We start from the raw sequence: 22268 nt of genomic DNA, 5'->3' as shown, positions 1-22268 counted from the left end.
GCCAGATGCAGAATAGTTTTTAAATTTTTATCAGCAAGCATTGATACTCCAGGCCTTCTTTTTAATGATGTTCCGGATTGAAAATCAAAAGGTACAACTCCACTATAGCATGCCATTTTTCTTGGATCGGTTATAATTGTAAATCCTTCTGTTTTTGATAATAATGTCCAAGATAAAACCTGACCTACTCCAGGAACAGATTTTATCAATTTCTGCTGGTCATTAAGAGTTTCATCGCTTCGGATAATATTTTCAATATCATTTTCTATAATCTTAATTTGTCCTTCAATATTTTTAATGAGTTTTACATTTAGACTTTTTAGCTCTTTGTCCAATCCAATGCCTTTCATTAATTTGTAATCATGCTGCTGAACCATAAGCTGCTTTTTGATTTTTATTCTTAAAGCTCTTTCGGTCAATAGTATTTTTATTTTTTTAATGGAGCACGAACTTGGTTTCCATTCTCTATTTTCTTGATAATTTTTCTCAATAAAACTACAAATTCGCAGGGCATCAATTTTATCATTTTTACCTCTGACAAGACCTATACTTTTCTTGATATGCAGAGCCGATATTACATAAACTTTAAAGTTGAATTTTTCCAATACTTCAAAAAGATTCCAATTGTATCTGCCTGTATTTTCCATTGCTAAAATTACATTCTCATCTGAATATTTTTTAAAAAAGCGCTTTATAGCCGGAACGTTATTCTCAATAGAAAAGTAATTTAATGATTCTTCTTTTACACAAATATCTAAAGTCTTGCTGCTGATATCAATGCCAATAATAATGTTTTTCATAACTTTGCTTTTACGATTCAACAATGATTTGAGAAATTCATCATAAGCTCAACTCCTTAATAACGGGTCACTAGCCCAAATTTCTATCTGAGTCTTTGATGAAAAGGAAGCTAAAGTCTTAATCAAGATATGAGAACGGGTCTCTAGCCCAAATTTCTATCTGAGTCTTTGATGAAAAGGAAGCTAAAGTCTTAATCAAGATATGAGCCACAAACTCGGAGGAACGAATAGTTCACTTTTGCTTCCTTTCTCAATCATAAATTTACTTAAAAATTCAAAAAACAAATCTAAAGGAGGAACGAGGGATCTGCGTAAGTAACTCCGCAAACTAAATCGCCAATCTTTGTCGAGCTACTTGCGCAGATTTCTCCTTCGTCGAAATGACAAAGCCTTTGCGATTTCGCGTCTTTGCGAGATTAATTTTATTTTCAAAAAGCTATGTTTCTATGTGTTAATTTTATTTAGGTGTGTAATTTGTTTTATACATCAATTTATAAATCCCTATTTTTGTCACTAACCCTTGCTATGAACAACTTTATTATAATATTCTTCTTTTTATTTTTAGGATTGCTTTTGCAGCATGTAAAGCGGTTTCCAACTCATATTTATAAAACGATTAATAAAATTGTTATTTATGTCTGTCTTCCGGCGATAACTTTATATCATATTCCGAAGATAAAATGGAGCAACGAATTATTGTTTCCAATAGGAGCGGGGTGGATTAGTTTTTTCCTGGCTTTTGTATTTTTTCATTTTTTAGGAAGACGACTGGGCTGGTCAAATAAATTAATTGGCTGTTTGATCCTGACTGCGGGATTAAGCAATTCATCGTTTTTAGGATATCCTATTGTTGAGGCTTTGTTTGGAAAAAAAGGTTTAGAAACGGCAGTATTGGTCGATCAGCCGGGAACTTTTGTGGTGGTTTCGACTCTGGGTGTTTTTGTGGCGGCTTTTTATTCTAAAGGAAGTCCGGATTTTAAAAGTATTGCAAAGAAGATTCTTTTGTTTCCGCCGTTTATTACCTTCGTCGCGGCGTGTTTGCTCAACGTTTTTGATTATGATTTAGATTCGAATATTCAGCCTTTTTTATTAAAACTGGGAAGTTTGGTTACGCCTTTGGCTTTGTTTTCGGTTGGATTACAATTGACTTTTGATCGAAACAGCAAACATTGGAAATTTCTTCGTCTGGGACTTTTCTTTCGTCTTATTGTAACGCCGCTTATTATTTTTATTCTTTATGTTTTTGTTTTTAACCAGCGTTCTGAAGCTATAAAAATTACGATTATAGAAATCGCCATGGCGCCCATGATTACAGGCGCAATTCTGGCTTCGACCTATGGTTTAAAACCAAAATTAAGCAGTATGATGATTGGTTTTGGGATCCCTGTTTCGTTTGTAACGCTTGCGATTTGGTACTTTGTTGTGGGGTTTATTTAAATGCTTATTTTTTTAATCTCGCAATCCCGATAGCTATCGGGAGCGAAGATGCTAAGATTTAATTTTTTTTAATCTCGCAAAGTCGCGAAGCCGCAAAGTTTTTTCTTTTTTTGAGTTTTTCTTTTTTAAGTTTTCTTTATAAAACTTTGCGTCTTTGCGACTTTGCGAGCAATTTCTGCAGTTGAAGAAAGAGACTTATAATTCCGTAAACATTACAAAAAGCTATGTTTCTATGTGTTGAAATTAATCTTCAAATGAGTTTAAAATAGTAATTAGATAGATAATGTAGAATTTTAACTTTTTTTTAATTCTTACGTGTTTTCTAAATGTATTTTTTAGTTAATTTTAGAGGAACTAAAAAATATAAATTATGTCAACATTAAGATTAGGCGATATAGCTCCGGATTTTCATGCAGAAACCACACAAGGACCAATCAATTTTCATGAATGGTTAGGAGATTCTTGGGGCGTTTTATTTTCGCATCCAGCAGATTTTACTCCGGTTTGTACTACTGAATTGGGAACTGTAGCGAACTATGTTCCGGAATTTACCAAAAGAAATACTAAGGTAATTGCTTTGAGTGTAGACGGTTTAGAGTCGCACAAAGAGTGGATTAAAGATATTAACGAAACTCAAAATACAGAGGTTAATTTTCCAATTATTGCCGATGAGGATAAAAAAATAGCGAATCTATATGATATGCTTCACCCAAATGCGAGCGATAAATTTACGGTACGTTCTGTTTTTGTTATTGGGCCTGATAAAAAAATTAAATTAACATTGACTTATCCGGCTTCAACGGGAAGAAATTTTGACGAATTGCTTCGTGTTATTGACAGTTTGCAATTAACGGCAAATTACAGCGTAGCTACTCCGGCAAACTGGAAAGATGGTGAAGATGTAGTAATTACGCCAGCTGTTCCTGACAGTGATATTCCGGCAAAATTCCCAAAAGGGCATACACCTATTAAACCTTATCTGCGTTTAACTCCGCAGCCGAATAAATAAGGTTCTAAGTTGCTAAGATACTAAGTTGCTAAGATTCTAAGTTTTTTGAAGAGATTAAACTCTTATAAATTTAGAATTTTAGCGCTTTTTTTTTAGATGCTAAGTGGCTGAGATAGTAAGATTCTGAGTTTTTAGAATATAAAAAAATCTTAGTAACTTAGAATCTCAGTATCTTAGATTCTTTTTTTAAGATATATTCGTAAAGAAAAAAACTTAGTATCTCAGAATCTTAGAAACTTAGAATCTTAGAAACTTAGCCTCTCAGAAACTTAGCCTCTCAGAAGCTCACTCATCTTTCTTCTGTCTCCTACAACCCATATAATGTCATTTGGCTGTAAAAGTAAACTTGATTCAGGATTTAAAATACGATTTCCGTTTCGTTCAATTCCTACGACCATTGCTCCGGTTTTTCCTCTAAATTGACCAATGCTTTTTTGTGTGAATTCTTCCTGGGAAACTTCTAACTGACGTAAAACAATTTCAGTTTCTTCAACTGCTTTTGGGGCTTCATTTTCATTTTGAGTCAGGTATTTCGTGAACTCGGTAATTTGAGCATCGGTACCAATTACAGAAATTTCATCACCGGGAAACAGGCGTTCATTTTTTGACGGAATTGGGATTGTAACTTCACCGCGTCGTATATACGCAATATTAATTCCCATAAGTTCTCTGATTCTTAGTTCTTCTAAAGTTTTTCCGACAATGTTCGATTCTTTTCCAATCTCAAAAATAGACATGTGACCGTCCCACGGCATTAAATTGGCATATCTTCTGTCTATTTTTTTGTTTTCACGATCGTTTAGGTTTTTCAAAAAGTGATTTTCTATCCTGTGATACTGCTCATTTAATTTTTTAGGGAATATTTGATAAACTCCAATAGCAATTACCAATGCTACGAATGCGACCAAAGGAGAAAAGAATATATTCAATAGGAAACCAACAAAAAATAAACCAAGGCTCATGCGTATTAAAATCATCATTAACAGCGCACCTCGGTATTTGCGTTCTTCCCATAATAATTCGACTTCTTCGGGAGCTATACGACGAAGTGAAAGTGCCCATAAAAATGGTGCAATAACTACCAGCGTAATAAGTGCGGCCAGAGTGTTTCCAAATCTGGTATCGGCCACTAAAGGAGCTACAAATTTTGACGATAACAAAATAATTGCCGTAATGATAGCGGTGTGCAGTATAATTTGAATTACATAGGCATTTAATACTTTCTGCCAAATACTGACTGATTTTATTGCCTGCGCGTTCATACTGTATCGGTTGATATTTTTAACCCATTTTTTGGGCAGTTTTTGTTCTAAGAAATGAGAAAAAGGCACGGCATATTTTACCATAAACGGAGTTGTAAAAGTCGTTATTGCCGAAACAGCTACAACAACAGGATATAAAAAGGAACTGGTAACATTTAATGTCATTCCTAATGTTGCAATAATAAACGAGAATTCACCAATTTGAGACAAACTCATTCCCGTCTGAACCGATTGTTTAAGAGGCTGTCCTGCCAGTAATGCGCCTATTGTTGAACTTACAGATTGTCCTAAAATAGTCACGACAGTTAATATAGCCACCGGAACAGCATGCGTATACAACATTTTAGGGTCAATTAACATTCCCACAGATACAAAAAATATTGCGCCAAATAAATCCTTAACCGGTTTTATTAAATGTTCAATATGTTCAGCCTGTGTTGTTTCGGCAATTATCGATCCCATTATAAAAGCGCCTAAAGCTGGAGAAAATCCAACATTTGAAGCAAAAATTACCATAGTAAGACATAATGCGATAGAAATAATAAGCAGCATTTCATCTGTCAGTAAATGTTTTGCTTTTTTAAGAAGCGTGGGAATAAAAAAGATACCGCCCAAAAACCAAACAGTAAGGAAAAATATAAGTTTTAAAACGGACATTAATAACTGGCTTCCTGAAAATTGCTGGCTTACTGCAATTGTAGAGAGCAATACCATCATTAAAATGGCTACAATATCCTGTACAATTAAAGAGCCAATAACGATTCCGGCAAATTTTTGCGCTTTAACGCCCAGTTCATCAAAGGTTTTTAAAATGATTGTTGTAGATGAAATCGATAAAATTACACCTAAAAAAATGCTGTCCATTTGTGACCAATCCATCCATCGTCCTACCAGATATCCCAGTAAAACCATGGTTATAATTTGTGTACTGGCTGTAATGGAGGCCGTTCCTCCAACTTTCATTAATTTCTTAAAACTAAATTCGAGTCCTAAACTAAAAAGAAGAATGATTACACCAATTTCTGCCCAAACTTCTACACTTTTCATTTCTGTAATTGATGGGAAAAAATCAAAGTGGTTTCCGGCCAGGAATCCTGCAATCAGGTATCCTAAAACCAGCGGTTGTTTCATTTTTTTAAATAATAGTACGGCAATTCCCGCAGTCATCAGGATTAATCCCAGATCACTAATTAAAGGTTGTAAATGATGTGTAGTTTCTGCAGCGGCATTTAAGGCAATCATAAAGTGGTATTTTTTCAGGAGCTTAATCCAGCTTTCCATTTCAAGCTTTTACTCAAAACGCCTATTTTTTAAGCAGTTTCAGGAGCTTCCGTTGGTCGCTCTTCAACTACAAAAAAATATGGCTTTTTTCGCAAAAGGCTTTTCATTGCAAATATATTCACTGAACTCCTATAAAAAATAAAAGTTAGGTGAAGTAATCTGGGCTAAAAACTTCCCGAGTTAAAATAAAAAAAGCTATCTCGATAAAGATAGCTTTTTTTGACAAAATATTTTAGGTTTTCTTTAAATTCCTGTGTAATTACTAGGTGTTATCTGCATTAATTCGGCTCTGACAGCATCAGAAACTTCTAAAGTCGCAATAAAATTATGAATTGCGTTTTTATCAATAGCTTCGTTTGTTCTTGTTAAACCTTTTAAGGCTTCATACGGATTTGGATACGCTTCGCGACGTAAAATGGTTTGAATAGCCTCGGCAACAACTGCCCAGTTTTTCTCTAAATCTTCAGCAAATTTGCTTTCGTTTAGTAATAATTTGTTCAAACCTTTCAGCGTAGCTTCAAAAGCAATAATTGTATGCCCAATTGGCACACCAACATTACGTAAAACTGTACTATCTGTTAAATCACGCTGTAATCTTGAAATTGGAAGTTTAGCAGATAAATGTTCAAAAATAGCATTAGCGATTCCTAAGTTTCCTTCAGAATTTTCAAAATCAATTGGGTTTACTTTATGCGGCATTGCAGATGAACCAATTTCGCCTGCTTTGATTTTTTGTTTAAAATAATCCATTGAAACATACGTCCAGATATCACGATCTAAATCGATAATGATATTGTTGATTCTTTTTAAACCATCAAAAAACGCAGCAAAATGATCGTAATGTTCGATTTGAGTTGTTGGGAATGAATGTTGTAAACCTAATTCATTTTCAACAAAATTAGTTCCAAATTTTTTCCAGTCAATTTGCGGATATGCCACATGATGTGCATTAAAGTTTCCTGTTGCACCGCCAAATTTAGCCGCAAACGGGATATTGAACAACAAACGCATCTGCTCTTCTAAACGCTCTACAAAAACAAGGATTTCTTTTCCTAAACGAGTAGGAGAAGCCGGCTGTCCGTGCGTACGTGCCAGCATTGGAATATCTTTCCATTCAACGCTTAATTCTTTTAATTTTGAAATTACAGCAATTAATGATGGAGTATAAACCTGCTCAAAAGCTTCTTTTGTAGAAAGCGGAATGGCAGTATTGTTGATATCCTGAGATGTTAATCCGAAGTGAATGAACTCTTTGTATTGAGATAATCCTAATTTTTCAAAAGCATCTTTAATAAAATATTCAACCGCTTTTACGTCGTGGTTGGTTACTTTTTCTGTTTCTTTAATCCAAAGCGCATCTTCAGTAGAGAAATTTTTGTAGATATTTCTTAAACTGTCAAATAAGTCTGCATTTACTCCAGAAAGCTGAGGTAAAGGAATTTCGCATAAAGCGATGAAATATTCAATTTCAACCAATACACGGTATTTTATTAAAGCTTCTTCAGAAAAGAAAGGTGCTAAATTTTGAGTTTTATTTCTATATCTTCCGTCAATTGGCGATATAGCATTCAATTCGTTTAGAGTAGTCATTGTTATGTTGTTTTTCGAAAGGTGCAAATATAAACAGAATTTGCGGATTTAAAGTAATCACAAAGTCAATTGAAAGTATTTTAAAAGGGAAAAAAGTAGATAAAACACGAATTTCACGAATTGACACTAATTTTTTTTACTTAATTTTTAGATAACACAAAATATTCGTGCTAATTCGTGAAATTCGTGTTCAATAATTGTGTTCTTAAATTGATTTTAATTTTTCTCTTAATTCTGCAACGCCTTCGGTTGCTGTTTTGGCAATCACTTCTACTTTATTTCGAATATTGGGAATTGAAATAGGTTTTGGATCAATATAAAAAACAGGCGTTGTGCTGGGAGTATAAGAAATTAATCCTGCCGCAGGATAAACCTGTAATGAAGTTCCAATTACGGCAAAATAATCTGCTGTTTCGGTTATATCAATAGCTTCTTCCAGTGCCGGAACTTCTTCTCCAAACCACACAATATGCGGTCGCAACTGATGTCCGTTTTCATCTAAATCACCCGTCAGTAAATCGGCTGTCCAGTCTAAAATTAAATTTCGATTTTTAACACTTCTCACTTTTAATAATTCTCCATGCAAATGCAAAACTTTGGTACTTCCGGCACGTTCGTGTAAATCGTCAACATTTTGAGTAATGATATAAACGTCGAAATCTTTTTCTAATTCGGCTAAAATTTGATGTCCTAAATTGGGTTGTACCTCCTTAAGCTGCTGGCGTCTTTTATTGTAAAAATCGAGAACCAATTCCTGATTTTTGTTCCAGCCTTCGGGAGTTGCAACTTCCATAACGTCGTGACCTTCCCATAAACCATCGCTGTCACGAAAGGTTTTAATACCGCTTTCGGCACTAATTCCGGCGCCGGTTAAAACAACAAGTTTCTTTTTCATTTGAAATTTATTAAAAGATAAAAATAGCAATTTATGCCAATATTGAGTGTGCCGTCAGGCACTAAATATCGGTAAAAACAAGAGTTGAATTAATTTGGCGTGCCGTAGGTACGCAACAGTTATTGTTATGTTGCGTACCTACGGCACGCCAACGAACACCGAATTCTAAATATCTACCGATATTATGTGCCTAACGGCACGTTTCTTTTAGTAATTGAAAATAATGATTTTTGTGAGCCACTTAAAAATGTATGCTTTGTGCCGCCTGGCCTGAATATCGGTAGAAATGGCAATGGAACCAAATTTTAGCGTGCCGTAGGTACGCAACAGTTATTGTTATGTTGCGTACCTACGGCACGCTAACGAACACCGAATTCTAAATATCTACCGATATTATGTGCCTAACGGCACAGTAGTTGAAAATAATGATTTTTGTGAGCCACTTAAAAATGTATGCTTTGTGCCGTCAGGCACTGAATATCGGTAGAAATGGCAATGGAACCAAATTTTAGCGTGCCGTAGGTACGCAACAGTTATTGTTATGTTGCGTACCTACGGCACGCCAACGAACACCGAATTCTAAATATCTACCGATATTATGTGCCTAACGGCACGTTTCTGTTTAATCGAAAAGCAGCAATTTATGCGAATCAAGAGTGTGCCGTTAGGCACTAAATATCGGTAGAAAATTAGGGATGGAAAACAATTTAGCGTGCCGTAGGTACGCAACAGAATGACTATTGCGTACCTACGGCACGCCAAAATCAATTTAAACTTTTGTTTCTACCGATATTTAGTGCCTATCGGCACATTTGCGGATTATCTTTTTAATATTTTTGAGAGACAATAAAACCGTAATTATACTTATTGTTTTGACCTTGCAGATTATTTAGTTTTAATGCCTCATAAAAACAAAAGAAATTCTAAATGATTTTAATTCAGTTTACAGGATTATCGGGTTCAGGAAAAACGACATTAGCTCAAAATGTTCGGCATTTATTAATCGAAAACGGTTATAAAGCTGAAATCGTTGACGGAGATGTGTACCGAAAAACGATTTGTAAAGATTTAGGATTTTCTAAAGAAGACCGCTGTGAGAATGTAAGACGCCTTTTTGATGTGGGACGAAATTTTGTTGCTGAAGATACCATTACTTTAATGTCAGTAATAAATCCGTACGAAAGTCTGCGAAATGAATTAAGAACTCACGAATTTGTGCGAACTGTTTTTTTAGATTGCTCGATAAATAATTTGATTAAAAGAGATCCGAAAGGTTTGTATAAAAAAGCTTTATTACCGGAAGATGACCTTAACAGAATTAAAAATTTCACCGGAATAAGTGATGTTTTTGAAACTCCCGAAACAGCAGATTTAGTCTTAAAAACCGATTCAGAAACGGTGTCTTTTTCAACAAATAAACTTTATGACTTCATTATTGATAATTTAAAGAAAGAACTTTAATCTTAAAAAACGGATTCCTGAATTTGTAAAATTTTGCTTATCTATTTGACAATTGGGTTGGTGTATTTTATATATTTACAGGACCAAAACAAAAATCTCAAATTTAACCCTAAGCTTATGAATCCTTCGTCAAGCAGACTTCCTATTACTTTTTCGATTGAAAAACTGCAGCAAGAACTTACAATTTGCGAAAATGATTTATGGACCCCGCATTTTAACACCAACCGGTATGAGGGAAACTGGACAAGTGTTTCTTTACGATCACAATCGGGTTTGGTAAACGATATTACCTCTTTCTCAAATAAGGAATACCAAAATACGCCGCTGTTGGATCGCTGTCATTATTTTAAGGAAATTATGGATTGGTTTCAATGCGAAAAAGAAGCTGTGCGATTACTTCGGTTAGGGCAAAACAGCGAAATCAAAGAACATGTGGATAATGATACTTCTTATGAAGATGGATTTTTTAGAATTCATGTTCCTATCATTACAAATTCAGAAGTATATTTTTATGTAGATAAAAAACTCGTTCCTATGAAAATGGGAGAGTGCTGGTATGCTAATTTCCAGCTTCCGCACAGTGTTGAAAATAAGAGCGCCGAACCGCGAATTCATCTTACACTGGACTGCATTCGGAATGATTGGTCGGATAAATTATTTGCCGAAATGGGTTTTGATATTCATGCTTCTTCCAATAAAAATGAATATTCTGATGAGGTAAAACAACAGATTATTGCTGAGCTTTCGCGGAATCCATCTGAAATGACAGCAAAAATTATCGCAGATCTTCAGTCAAAATAAAATAAATTACCAATGGAAAACATTCACCATCCTCTTTCTAACTGGATTCCTTATAAGTTAATTGAAAAAGAAAATAATATTTATTTTGAATGGATTTATGTGGGAGATTTAAAATATGCCGAACCTTTTTTTGAGGAAACAATTTTAAAATGCCGAAAACACGAATACAATTCAAAGTCGTTTAAAGTAATAAGTACTCCTGAAAATGTTATAGAATGGTCTGAAGAAATAGATTCGGTCGATTTAAAATCGTTGGTATTTCACGTTTCAAGATGCGGTTCTACCATGCTGAGTCAGTCTTTAGCGACTTCATCAGAAAATATTATGGTTTCTGAAGCGCCAATCGTGGATGAAATTTTGCGAAGTAATTTGTTTGGTTTAGACAAAAAATCGGCACTTTTAAAAGCAGTCATTAAATTATTAGGACAAAAAAGATTTGCCGAACAAAAGAATTTAATTTTAAAACTGGATGCCTGGCATATTTTTAATGCGGGTTATTTAAGAAGCATTTTTGCCGAAACACCTTTTGCGCTGCTTTACAGAAATCCAACAGAAGTTTTAAAATCGCATCAAAAAAAGATGGGAATGCATATGGTTCCCAATTTACTGCCGCCGAGTGTTTTTGGAATTACGGCGCAGGAAATAAATAAAATAAGTTTTCAGCAATATGGAGCTTTAGTTTTAGAGAAATATTTTGAAGGTTTTCTGAACTTTTACGAAACAGATCAAAATGTTACGGCTCTTTATTACAATGACGGAATGAAACAGGTTGTAGAAAAATTTATTTCGTTTATCAAAGTCAATTACGCTTATGCAGAACTTGATAAAATGTATGAGCGTTTAAATGCCCATTCTAAAAACGAAAATGAGGCTTTTAACGGAGATTCTTTTAAGGAAGAAGAATTAGGAATTAATTTTACAAAGCTTAACCTGCTACACGAAAAATTAAACAACATGTTTTTGGAGCATCAGGAAAGCTAAAATACAGATGAATTTTCTTTCTGTTGATTTATATGTATTTTTGCGCCAAATACAAACAAAATGATTGATTTAGATTACCTGGCATTTCTCGAAAATATATTGACAGACAACCGAAAAGAGAAATTTTTAAAAGTATTAGAAAACCGAACCAAACATTTTACTATCGCGGTCGAAGATGTTTTTCAAATGCATAACACGAGTGCCGTAATGCGCAGTTGTGAGGTTTTTGGAATTCAGGAACTTAATATTATCGAACAGCGTTTTGGTAAAAGAATAGATAAAGAAATTGCTTTAGGGGCACAAAAATGGGTTGATATTAACCGTTTTGATAGTGTTGAAGGCTGTGTTTCTTCTTTAAGAAATAAAGGATATCAAATCATTGCGACAACACCGCATGAAAACGACTGTATGATTCAGGATTTTGATATCACAAAACCAAGTGCTTTGTTTTTTGGAACTGAAAAAGACGGTCTTTCGCCGGAAATTTTAGAAAAAGCTGATGGATTTTTAAAAATCCCAATGGTAGGTTTTACAGAGAGTTTGAATATTTCTGTTTCTGCTGCTATCATCATTCAAAACCTTACCAACAGACTACGAAATTCAGATATTGACTGGCATTTATCTGATGAAGAAATATTAGAAAAACGTCTGTTGTGGGCTAAAAATTCAATTAAAGATATTAAGCGAATCGAAGCACGTTATTACGAAGAAAACCCGAGATAGCGATTTCCTGCAAGGTTTCCAAAACCTTGTAGGTATTTAAGAAAAGTTTTCCGCCACGAATCCACTTATACAAATACATTCGTGAATTCGTGGCGAAAAAAAAACTTAAGTCTTAAAATGTTATACCTACAAGGTTTTGGAAACCTTGCAGGAGAGTCGTTGAGAAAAACTTAGAATCTTAGCACCTTATAAACTACCTTCCAAAAGAATCATAATTATCTTCGGCGTATTTTTCAAAACGTTTTAATAATACAATATTTTCTTTTTCTACAGAAGTTAATTGATCGTCAACATTAGTCGAAACCGGAATATACCATTCAACGTCATCAAAAAACTGGCGTACCGTTTTCGTTTTAAAAGAAAATCCGTGTCTGGCAAAAATGGTATTTCTAAGAATTTCCAGATCGATTTTCTTTAAGTTTTTAACATCCGATTCTTTTAACTTTTGTGTAGAAGAATTGATTTTTAAAATATTTTCAGATGCCATTCTGTATACATTCTCAAAATATGTTTCGGTTTTTGTTGAGTCTTTTGTTTCTTCGCCTTCATTCTCCTCTTCATAAGTTACTTCCTCTTCTTTTGGATTTTCATAATCAACATACATATCGTTATCCGGAAGCATTATTGTAGGATCATATTTAAACTGTTTTTTAGTTAGTTCAAATTTTCTTTTTTGAACTTCTTTTTTCGGATTATTTGCTGTCCATGTTCCTTTTAAAAGAGTATCATTTTGTATTTCGAAAGTAAAAACACCATCGTTTTTATCATCGCCCGGTTCTTTTAGTGTAAAAGAAATTGTATTTCCCGTTCTTTTCATTGTACCAGTAAGCGGTCTGTTATTACCTGCAACAATACTTTGACCTGTAACTTCTGTTTCGGTAATTTTTTTGATAACGATATTAATCTTATTACTATATCTTTCTTTTTCCGGCTGGGTTGTGTCACGTTCTGCAACAACAAAATCGCCAACCCATGAGCCGTATAAATCAGTTCGAATTTCTTCGGGCATTTTGTTATCAGTGATTTGTGGTTGTTTTTCTTTAGAGTTACAAGAAAAAAGCGAGATGGCTAAAAATAAATAAAGAAGGTTTTTCATTTTTTTGATTGATGATAAAGATAATATTCGATGATTAATAAATTCGGAATCCAGCCTAACCAGGCAATAATTTGATATAAATCCATTGGCGCAGGGTGAAACAAATATACAAGAATCACCTTCCAAAAACGTAAGGTAACGGCAGAAAATGTTAAAGCAAAACTTCGCAGCATAAAGGCCTTGTGCTGTGTAATATTTTTGTTTTTAATGAACAGAAAACCTTTTAGAGTAAAGTAAAACCAAAGAACGGATAAAGTGACAAAAGATATTTTAGAATAAAATCCGCCATTAGCAAAAAAGCCAATAAATAGCCCTGAAGGCGCACTTAAAAACAGAATTATAAAAACATATAGTTTTCCAAGATTTCGATGTAAAAGAGGATATTTCTTTAAAAGAAAATTGTTAAACTGAAAAAATCCCGATAGCAAAACAAAAATCGCCGAATAGACATGAATGTAAAAGAAAACAATGTAATATGGAATTTCAGAAACTTCGGTTTGTTTGATTTGGAGAAAAGCAGCGTCGTTTTTTAGCGGAATGTACTGTAAGGTTAGCTTCAGCATTAAAATAAAGAAATAACTAAAAAGGATTGCCCAAATTAGTAATAACGAAAACTGAATCTTTTTTCTCAATTCTTTATTGTAAAAGGTTTATTAGTCACCAAATATAAAAAATCCCCAGGCACTTTTGGTAGTTGGGGAAAGTTTTCTGCCACGAATTACACGAATTAGAAATCACGATATCCTGCAAGGTTTTCAAAACCTTGTAGGTATTTTGGTGTAACATTACACACAAACAGGATAAAGTTTTCGCCACGAATTCATGAATTTTTATACAAATACATTCGTGAATTCGTGGCGAAAAAAGACTTGATATTAAAAACTTAAAACCTACAAGGTTTTGAAAACCTTGCAGGTTGTTGTGGAGTTGTTTACTTTTTTAAGAATAAAATAAAACCTAAAATGCTGACAATTAAAATGCTCAATGCAGCTAAAACTGTGGCTAAATCACGAATGTTTTTTCCTGCCCAATCCATGAATAAAAATTTATGCAATATCGCAAAAGAATAACCTTCAACTTTATCAGCGTTTTTAACTACAGCCGCCAGTCTTGAAGTTGAAGTTTCAATAAAATAGGTTGTTTTTTCCGGAGTACCGTATGCTAGTTTTACAACAGGCAGACGTTTATTTACAAAACCATATTCCCTGCTTTCAAAATCAGTTAAAACTTTTGATTCTAATAATTTTACGTTTTCTATTGATTCTTCGGGCTCATCAGAAGTTTCGATCATTTCGCAGCAAGCCGCTTGCGGAGCTCCGCCAGTGAAATAGTAAGCCAGATATTCGGCATAATGAAGATCAACATTTGGGACAACTTTATTGGTTGCAGCGTTAATGTAAATCACTTCCGATTTTTGATCTTTCTTTTTATTCCATTTTGAATTAGAATCTACTTTTGAAGTCTTGAATTTACTTTTTTCAAGCAATTGACAACGGAAATAAGTTGTATCGTTTAAAGTAATAATACTAGCATTTTGAAAACGGGTCCAGTCTAGATCCAGCGCATTATTAGCCAGCGGAATTTCTTTAGTCACAAATGTAGGTTCATAAACCATTTGCGATAAAGTATAAGGTGCCCATTTTGTTGTGGCATGATATCCTCCGCTAAAAGCAAAAGTCAAAGTGAAAAGTGAAACCCAGATCCCAATTTGGCGATGGTATTTTCTAAGCCCTTTTTTAGGAGCCGCATTATCTGTTTTTTTGAATTGTTTCCACAATAAACCGTAAATCAAAATACCGCTTAAAGCAGAAAATCCAATAATTGACAATAAAAAAATCATCGTAATAATCCTGATACTATTGTTAGATATCGCATCAATAAATGACCAATTATGAAAAGTATCAAAAAACCAGATAAAAGCCTGTCTTGAAGTTGGATTGTAAGTAGCCAGTTTACTGGAAGATGTTTCGACATAAACTTCCATAGCATCAGGACGCTCAAAAGTCAGTTTGTAAACCGGTAAATAGCGATTTACATATTTGTATTGTGATGTAAATTCGGTTACAACTTCACTCTTTTTTATGGTGCTTTTTTGATCATCCAGAAAATAGCGAGAAAGCCATTCTGCATATTTTTGATCTCCGTCTTCCAGTTTTTTTCCATTTGAAGCATCATAATACCATAATTCACCAAAAATGGTTTTTACCTGATAATAAGTAATATTATTAAAAGTGATGATTCGGAAATTTTTGAATTGAGTGATTTCGTTTTTTTGTAAAACTTCCTGAATAGATAATTTCAGCTGACTTTTGTCGATTATTTGCGGCTCCAGTTTTTCGTGTGCAATTTCAGGTTTGAAAAAATGCGCCATAAAAGGATGCATCAAACCAGATAACGTCCAGAAAATAACAGGAATAATGGTAATTAAGCCAATAACACGATGCCACTTGTACATGTGCTGCTTGATTTTTTTTACGATTTTAGAATCTTTCTTTTTAGAAGATTTTTTCTTGATTTCTTTACTCATAATTGAGTTGTTTTTGTTTTTATTTTTTTTGCCACAGATTACACGGATTAAAATGATTTTTTTATTTAAGCTCTGTGATTAATCCTTTTAATCTGTGTAATCTGTGGGCAAATAATTTTATTTTTTTAATGAAAAATTGTACTGAATTCCAAATACAAAAGTTCTTGGAGCTGCCGCTGTATATGTTGGCTGTGCGTTTGTGGTATTGGCTCTCGAAACATTGTAAGCGTATAATTTATCAGTTAAGTTCATTACGTTTCCATATACTTCAATTCCTTTCCACTGATAACCCACTCTTGCATTGAAAATATTATAACCGTCGTATTTTACCGTATTGATCTGATCTTGATAATAACTTCCCACAAGCTGCCATTCGATAGAAGTTCTTAAATTAGGAAGCCAGTTTGGATAATAACTTACCTCTGAATTTCCAGACCATTTTGGTGCTGCCGGCATTTCTTTTCCGTTTAAATCCTGAACAGGATCGCTTGGTTTGTCCGAAAGTTTAAAATCGATATATGTATGCTGCGCGTAAGTTCCGCCCAAGCGAATATTAAATTGCTGTGAAGGACGATATGAAGCTCCAAATTCAATTCCTTTATGACGGGTTTCTCCTGCCGAACGATAATCTGTTGAGTTATCTGGAAGTTTAATGTTTAACAGCTCGTTTTTACCTTCCATATAATAAAAGGCATAATCAAAATTTAATTTGTTTTCAAGCAAAGAAAACCATCCTCCAAATTCAACATTATCAAAAGTGGCAGGTTCTAGGTTATAATAAAAATCAGCCGGAACACCTGTTGTGCCTCCAGTTCCGGGTTTGGTTCTAAAAATAGAGGTAATTCCCGGAGGGGCAAAACCTTGAGAATAATTAGCGTAAATGCCAGCAAACTCAAAAGGATTGAAATTTATACCCGTTTTATAAGTTGTTTTATCATACACTTTGCTTCCGGTAGATTTGTCTAAAGCATTATTATAATTTACTTTCATGTTATCATATCGAGCGCCAGTTGTAATAACTAATTTTTCGATAGGGCTAAAACTAAATTGAGCATATTGAGCATAATTATAAATATCTGCAGTATAATCAGCTAATTTTGAATCTGGATGTTCTGCAATAATTTCATAAGAATCAACGGTTTGTTTTCCCGCTTCTCCCGGATTTAGGTTTGCTTTTAAGTCAATTACATAGGACCAATAGGTTACGGGAGAATAATCGTATAAAGCTCCGGCAACAAGTTTCATATTAAGTAAATTAAATTTTTGAACGTGTTGGACAATTGCTCCGTAGCTTTTAAAGTTATTTGAATTTACTTCGCCTTTAGCAGTTGTAGGATTTACAGTTGGGCTCCATTTAATTCCGTAAGAAGGATTTTGTCCTAATTTATTGTCGCGCAAATAAGCCGTAATATAACTGTTTGAATTGCTGTTCCAATCATGTTCCAGCGTTAAGCGGGTTCTTAAAGCATCAGATTTTCTATAAGTAAAATTAGAAGTGCTTTTGTATGTTCTGTTATAAAAAGCTTCTTCATTGACCGAACCACTCATATCCGAATAATATTTTCCATACATCGTATTGCTTATTAATCGGGTAGAAGGAGAGATGTTATAATCGATTCTCGCATTCAGATTATCTTTATTATAATCAGAATAAGTCATCCATCCGTTTTCCTGTAAACTTGAAATTCCGGCAATATGAAAACCAACTTTTCCTACGGTTGCACCGCCGGCAGCCTGAAATCTTCTGTAACCATAATTATCTGCCTGAACTCCAAATTTAAATTCCGGATCAACAGGTGGTTTTATCGAAATTAAATTAATTGTTCCGCCCACAGCTTCTGGACCGTATAAAGATGAAACCGGACCTTTTACAACTTCAATACTTTGTAAATTATATTGATTGATTTCTAATAAAGCATTGTGATTAAAAATTCCCATTGGACGAATTGGCAAACCATCTTCTAAGTACAGATAATAAGCATTTGTTGTCATTGGCTGACGAATAGACATCATGTGCTGTTCGTTTCCTAAATTAACCATTAAAACTCCCGGTGTTTTGTTTATAATTTCATAAACAGCAGTTGCTTTTGCTTCGTTAATGGTTTTGGCTGTTATTTTGCTAATTGCAACAGGAGTTTCCTTGCGTTTAGTGGCAGTTCTGTTGGCAGTTATAAAAACGTTTTCAAGCTCTTGAGATTTTGTTGTGTCTTTTTCTACCTTGTTCTGCGCAAAGACAAATTGTCCTATAAGTAATAGGATAATGTATATTTTTTTCATTTTAAATTTATATAAATTTTAAAGTAACGTGTGCTTTTCCTGACTTTACGACAAGAAAAAATCTTTTCAAAAACTATTGAAAAGCGGTTATCAGAAATTTATATAAAATAGGATGGAGGTCGAAACGTAGTGTTTGAAACCGAGATTGGTTTTGTATCAAAAGAAGCAAAGATTTTTGCTCTTGATTCGATTGTTGTAACTAATTTGAAATTAGTTGTAGTAGTATTTTGAATGTAAACAACTTCTGCTTTTTCTTTCAGGTTGTTTTGCATTCTTTTTTCGTTATCAGCGTATTTTTTTAAACTTTTTTGAAGTTCACATCGACCGTTACAGGAATTAAAAACCATTTTTCGCTGTACGCAAATCGTTTTTGAAATTTCTTCCTGATTAAGTTTGAAAGAAGTGTAAACAAAGAAACTGCCAAAAGAGGGCAGTAAAAGTGTACATGAAAGCAATATGATCAAAAATCGTTTCAAAACGCTGTTTCTATGTTTCGAATGCAAAAATACATTTAATTCGCATTTATTACCAAGAGTTTGTGGAAAAAGTTTTTTTGAAAAAGTTTTCAGTCTCAGTCGCAGTTTTCAGTCACAGTCTGTAAACTGAATACTGAAAACTGCGACTGAATACTGTAAACTAAAAACCCGACAGGTTTTTAAAACCTGTCGGGTTTGATATGTAATTCGTCTAGTCTGTAAACTGAAAACTGCGACTGAATACTGAAAACTTATTCTTTAACAATAACCCAAGCTCCAGAAGCTAAAAGAATTTCTGCTTTTTTAAATTTCATTGTTTCTGTTTTACCAGTTGCAACTTCCTGAACTGTTACAGTATCATTACGATTGATTTTTGGCATATCTCTCACAATCGTTTCTGTAACCTGACGCTGTTGTGTTTCTCCAGCTTCGCGGTTGATGCTTTCACTGTTAGGAATTTCGTCTTTACTTAATTGTAAATTCTCTTTTTGACGAACTTCTCTTGCTTCGTGAATTTCAGAAGTAACGTTTTGAGCTGGTAAATCACCTTTAAACAAGAATGAAATAACTTCTTTATTAACGTTGTCTAACATTCCTCTAAACAAGTTGAAAGCTTCTAATTTGTAAATAAGCAATGGATCTTTTTGTTCGTGAACAGCTAATTGAACAGATTGTTTCAATTCGTCCATTTTACGCAAGTGTTTTTTCCAGGCCTCATCCACAATCGAAAGTGTTATGTTTTTCTCAAAATCAGCAATTAATTGCGCTCCTTCGCTTTCGTAAGCTTTTTTCAAGTCTGTAACAACATTCAAAGTTTTGATTCCGTCTGTAAAAGGAACTACAATTCTTTCGAAATGATTGTTTGGCTCTTCATAAACTCCTCTAATAATAGGGAAAGCTTCTCTTGCGCTTCTTTCTGTTTTTTCAGTGTAAAAAGCTAAAGCTTCTTTGTATACTTTTCCAGTGATTTCAATGTCTGATAATTTTTGGAAATCAGCTTCTGAAATTGGAGAAGTAATTCCAAAATAACGAATTAAGTCAAAATCAAAACTTTTGAAATCATTTGCCACTTTGTTGTTGCTTACGATTAATTCGCAAGTATCATAAAGCATATTTGCGATATCCAGTTTTAAACGCTCGCCAAACAATGCGTGACGACGACGTTTGTAAACTACTTCACGCTGAGAGTTCATAACGTCATCATATTCTAATAAACGTTTACGAACACCAAAGTTGTTTTCTTCTACTTTTTTCTGAGCACGTTCGATAGATTTAGTCATCATAGAATGCTGAATAACTTCACCTTCTTTCAATCCCATTCTGTCCATTACTTTAGCCACTCTTTCAGAACCAAATAAACGCATTAGGTTATCTTCAAGAGAAACATAAAATTGAGAACTTCCAGGATCTCCCTGACGACCAGAACGACCACGTAACTGTCTGTCTACACGACGTGAATCATGACGCTCTGTACCCACGATTGCTAAACCTCCGGCAGCTTTTACTTCTGGAGATAATTTAATATCGGTACCACGACCAGCCATGTTAGTTGCAATAGTTACAACTCCGGCTTTACCAGCTTCTTCAACGATTTGTGCCTCTTGCTTGTGCATTTTAGCATTCAATACGTTATGAGTGATTCCTCTCATTTTAAGCATACGGCTTAATAATTCTGAAATCTCTACAGAAGTTGTTCCAATCAATACTGGTCTTCCGGCGTTTGATAATTCGGTAACATCTTCAATTACAGCGTTGAATTTTTCACGCGTAGTTTTATAGATATAATCTTCTTTGTCTTGTCTTAAAATTGGTCGGTTGGTTGGAATTTCAACAACGTCCAGTTTGTAAATCTGCCATAACTCGCCAGCTTCTGTAACCGCCGTACCAGTCATACCGCCTAATTTGCTGTACATTCTGAAATAATTCTGTAATGTAACGGTTGCAAAAGTTTGAGTTGCAGCTTCAATTTTTACGTTTTCCTTAGCTTCGATCGCTTGGTGTAACCCGTCAGAATAACGACGACCATCCATGATACGACCTGTTTGCTCATCGACAATCATAATTTTGTTGTCCATGATAACGTATTCTACATCTTTTTCAAAAAGAGCATATGCTTTTAAAAGCTGAGTTAAAGTGTGGATACGCTCGCTTTTTACTCCAAAATCCTGAAATAATCTTTCTTTAGCTTCTGCTTCAGCATCTTTATCCAGTTTTTGTTTTTCGATAGCAGCGATTTCAGTTCCAATATCTGGAAGTACGAAAAAGTCAGCATCAGTATCTCCAGAAAGGTATTGAATACCGTTATCTGTTAATTCAACCTGATTGTTTTTTTCTTCAATCACAAAGTATAAAGCTTCATCCACTTTATGCATTTCGCGATTGTTATCCTGCATGTATTGATTTTCAGTTTTTTGAAGCAATTGTTTAATTCCTTCTTCACTTAAAAATTTAATTAATGCTTTATTTTTAGGTAAACTTCTGTAAGCTCTTAATAATAAGAATCCGCCTTCTTTAGTATTTCCTTCTTTGATTAATTTTTTAGCCTCAGCTAAGAAACCATTCGCTAATTGACGCTGCTGAGCAACTAAGTTCTCGATTTTTGGTTTCAATTCGTTAAATTCATGACGATCTCCCTGCGGAACTGGTCCTGAAATAATAAGCGGTGTTCTAGCATCATCAATTAATACAGAATCGACCTCGTCGACAATAGCATAATTGTGTTTTCTCTGCACTAAATCACTAGGCGAGTGTGCCATGTTATCTCTTAAGTAGTCAAAACCAAATTCGTTGTTGGTTCCGTAAGTGATATCAGCATCATAAGCCTTTTTTCTAGCTTCTGTACTTGGCTGGTGGTTGTCGATACAGTCAACAGATAAGCCGTGGAATTCGAATAAAGGAGCTTTCCATGTACTGTCACGTTTTGCCAAGTAGTCATTCACCGTTACTAAGTGAACTCCGTTTCCTGTCAAAGCGTTTAAGTAAAGAGGAAGTGTAGCAACTAAAGTTTTACCTTCACCCGTTTGCATTTCGGCAACTTTACCTTCGTGCAAAACCATTCCACCAATCAACTGAACATCATAGTGAATCATGTCCCAAGTGATATCTTTTCCGGCAGCATTCCATTTGTTAGCCCAGATAGATTTTTCACCGTCAATAGTAATATATGGTTTTGTTGCAGAGAATTCGCGGTCTTTTGCAGTTGCAGTAACCTCAATATGAGAGTTTTCTTTAAAACGACGAGCCGTTTCTTTTACTACAGAAAATGCTTCCGGAAGAATTTCCAATAAAGTTTTTTCAGAAATTTCATAAGCTTCTTTTTCAAGAGCGTCTATTGCATCATAAATATCTTCTCTTTTGTCGATATCCTCAATATTTTCAACTTCAGCTTTTAGAGAAGCGATTTTAGCATCTTTGTCTGCCCTTGCTTCTTTAATTTTTTCTTTAAAATAAGCGGTTCTCGCTCTTAGTTCGTCATGAGATAAACTCATTAAACTAGTTTCGAAAGTCTTAATTTTGTTTAAATAAGGTTGTAAAGCTTTGACATCTTTTTGAGATTTATCACCTACAAAGACCTTAATGATGCTATTTATGAAACTCATAATTTATTTGTATTTCTTTATTATATAATATGTATTTGAACCAAAAAAAAAGC

At 34.2% G+C, this 22268-nt stretch carries 16 protein-coding genes; 6 read left to right on the top strand and 10 right to left on the bottom strand.

What is annotated here, in order from left to right; all coding sequences use genetic code 11:
* The coding region (locus APR43_RS13290; protein WP_088636416.1) for an IS110 family transposase at positions 1-800 on the bottom strand (800 nt) is incomplete at its 3' end.
* Between the two features lie 525 nt (positions 801-1325).
* On the opposite strand from APR43_RS13290, the gene APR43_RS13285 reads away from it, so the two are divergent.
* A complete protein-coding gene (locus APR43_RS13285) occupies positions 1326-2237 on the top strand; it encodes an AEC family transporter (RefSeq protein WP_053473775.1) in 912 nt (303 codons plus the stop codon).
* Between the two features lie 370 nt (positions 2238-2607).
* Entirely contained in the window at positions 2608-3246 is a 639-nt protein-coding gene (locus tag APR43_RS13280; protein ID WP_053473776.1) for a peroxiredoxin, read from the top strand.
* A gap of 269 nt (positions 3247-3515) precedes the next feature.
* Here the strand turns inward: APR43_RS13280 and APR43_RS13275 are convergent, their stop codons facing one another.
* From APR43_RS13275 to APR43_RS13265, 3 genes are all read right to left on the bottom strand, one after another.
* A complete protein-coding gene (locus APR43_RS13275) occupies positions 3516-5750 on the bottom strand; it encodes a cation:proton antiporter (RefSeq protein ID WP_053473965.1) in 2235 nt (744 codons plus the stop codon).
* Positions 5751-6032: 282 nt separating this feature from the next.
* Entirely contained in the window at positions 6033-7379 is a 1347-nt protein-coding gene (purB, locus tag APR43_RS13270; RefSeq protein WP_053473777.1) for an adenylosuccinate lyase, read from the bottom strand.
* 205 nt (positions 7380-7584) lie between these two features.
* Positions 7585-8274, bottom strand: a complete 690-nt coding sequence (locus tag APR43_RS13265; RefSeq protein WP_053473778.1) for an SIR2 family NAD-dependent protein deacylase — start codon at positions 8272-8274, stop codon at positions 7585-7587.
* Positions 8275-9201: 927 nt separating this feature from the next.
* Between APR43_RS13265 and cysC the strand changes: the two genes are divergently transcribed.
* The 4 genes from cysC to APR43_RS13245 all read left to right on the top strand — a co-directional run bounded on the left by cysC (position 9202) and on the right by APR43_RS13245 (position 12240).
* Positions 9202-9735: an adenylyl-sulfate kinase gene (gene cysC / locus APR43_RS13260; RefSeq protein WP_053473779.1), complete on the top strand. Its 534-nt coding sequence runs from the start codon at positions 9202-9204 to the stop codon at positions 9733-9735.
* Between the two features lie 117 nt (positions 9736-9852).
* Positions 9853-10536, top strand: coding sequence for an aspartyl/asparaginyl beta-hydroxylase domain-containing protein (locus tag APR43_RS13255; protein ID WP_053473966.1), 684 nt, complete (start codon positions 9853-9855; stop codon positions 10534-10536).
* A 12-nt stretch (positions 10537-10548) separates the two neighbouring features.
* Entirely contained in the window at positions 10549-11517 is a 969-nt protein-coding gene (locus APR43_RS13250) for a hypothetical protein (protein WP_053473780.1), read from the top strand.
* A 60-nt stretch (positions 11518-11577) separates the two neighbouring features.
* On the top strand, positions 11578-12240 hold the full coding sequence (locus tag APR43_RS13245; RefSeq protein WP_053473781.1) for a TrmH family RNA methyltransferase: 663 nt from the start codon (positions 11578-11580) through the stop codon (positions 12238-12240).
* Positions 12241-12433: 193 nt separating this feature from the next.
* On the opposite strand, the gene APR43_RS13240 is transcribed toward APR43_RS13245, so the two are convergent.
* The 6 genes from APR43_RS13240 to secA form a co-directional block, all read right to left on the bottom strand.
* Entirely contained in the window at positions 12434-13336 is a 903-nt protein-coding gene (locus APR43_RS13240; RefSeq protein ID WP_053473782.1) for a YARHG domain-containing protein, read from the bottom strand.
* Entirely contained in the window at positions 13333-13899 is a 567-nt protein-coding gene (locus tag APR43_RS13235; RefSeq protein ID WP_053473783.1) for a DUF2306 domain-containing protein, read from the bottom strand. The genes APR43_RS13240 and APR43_RS13235 overlap by 4 nt, the downstream gene beginning before the upstream one ends.
* 368 nt (positions 13900-14267) lie before the next feature.
* A complete protein-coding gene (locus tag APR43_RS13230) occupies positions 14268-15863 on the bottom strand; it encodes a PepSY-associated TM helix domain-containing protein (RefSeq protein ID WP_053473784.1) in 1596 nt (531 codons plus the stop codon).
* 117 nt (positions 15864-15980) lie between these two features.
* Positions 15981-18140: a TonB-dependent receptor gene (locus tag APR43_RS13225; RefSeq protein WP_053473785.1), complete on the bottom strand. Its 2160-nt coding sequence runs from the start codon at positions 18138-18140 to the stop codon at positions 15981-15983.
* Positions 18141-18238: 98 nt separating this feature from the next.
* Positions 18239-18616, bottom strand: a complete 378-nt coding sequence (locus tag APR43_RS13220) for a hypothetical protein (protein WP_053473786.1) — start codon at positions 18614-18616, stop codon at positions 18239-18241.
* Between the two features lie 251 nt (positions 18617-18867).
* Positions 18868-22215 carry a preprotein translocase subunit SecA gene (gene secA / locus APR43_RS13215; protein ID WP_053473787.1) on the bottom strand — a complete coding sequence of 1116 codons (3348 nt, stop codon included), beginning with the start codon at positions 22213-22215 and terminating at the stop codon, positions 18868-18870.
* Positions 22216-22268 lie beyond the last annotated feature (53 nt).

Origin of the sequence: Flavobacterium sp. NLM, assembly GCF_002210235.1 — a bacterium.
Taxonomy (GTDB): Bacteria; Bacteroidota; Bacteroidia; order Flavobacteriales; family Flavobacteriaceae; genus Flavobacterium; species Flavobacterium panici.
Note: the sequence above shows the minus strand (reverse complement) of the source record. Positions and strands in the feature narration are given on the sequence as shown.

What these genes read in the sequence shown, in the direction of transcription:
- APR43_RS13285 (WP_053473775.1), top strand. Translation starts at nt 1,326, where the DNA reads ATGAACAACTTTATTATAATATTCTTCTTTTTATTTTTAGGATTGCTT.
- APR43_RS13280 (WP_053473776.1), top strand. Translation starts at nt 2,608, where the DNA reads ATGTCAACATTAAGATTAGGCGATATAGCTCCGGATTTTCATGCAGAA.
- APR43_RS13275 (WP_053473965.1), bottom strand. Translation starts at nt 5,750, where the DNA reads ATGATTGCCTTAAATGCCGCTGCAGAAACTACACATCATTTACAACCT.
- purB (WP_053473777.1), bottom strand. Translation starts at nt 7,379, where the DNA reads ATGACTACTCTAAACGAATTGAATGCTATATCGCCAATTGACGGAAGA.
- APR43_RS13265 (WP_053473778.1), bottom strand. Translation starts at nt 8,274, where the DNA reads ATGAAAAAGAAACTTGTTGTTTTAACCGGCGCCGGAATTAGTGCCGAA.
- cysC (WP_053473779.1), top strand. Translation starts at nt 9,202, where the DNA reads ATGATTTTAATTCAGTTTACAGGATTATCGGGTTCAGGAAAAACGACA.
- APR43_RS13255 (WP_053473966.1), top strand. Translation starts at nt 9,853, where the DNA reads ATGAATCCTTCGTCAAGCAGACTTCCTATTACTTTTTCGATTGAAAAA.
- APR43_RS13250 (WP_053473780.1), top strand. Translation starts at nt 10,549, where the DNA reads ATGGAAAACATTCACCATCCTCTTTCTAACTGGATTCCTTATAAGTTA.
- APR43_RS13245 (WP_053473781.1), top strand. Translation starts at nt 11,578, where the DNA reads ATGATTGATTTAGATTACCTGGCATTTCTCGAAAATATATTGACAGAC.
- APR43_RS13240 (WP_053473782.1), bottom strand. Translation starts at nt 13,336, where the DNA reads ATGAAAAACCTTCTTTATTTATTTTTAGCCATCTCGCTTTTTTCTTGT.
- APR43_RS13235 (WP_053473783.1), bottom strand. Translation starts at nt 13,899, where the DNA reads ATGCTGAAGCTAACCTTACAGTACATTCCGCTAAAAAACGACGCTGCT.
- APR43_RS13230 (WP_053473784.1), bottom strand. Translation starts at nt 15,863, where the DNA reads ATGAGTAAAGAAATCAAGAAAAAATCTTCTAAAAAGAAAGATTCTAAA.
- APR43_RS13225 (WP_053473785.1), bottom strand. Translation starts at nt 18,140, where the DNA reads ATGAAAAAAATATACATTATCCTATTACTTATAGGACAATTTGTCTTT.
- secA (WP_053473787.1), bottom strand. Translation starts at nt 22,215, where the DNA reads ATGAGTTTCATAAATAGCATCATTAAGGTCTTTGTAGGTGATAAATCT.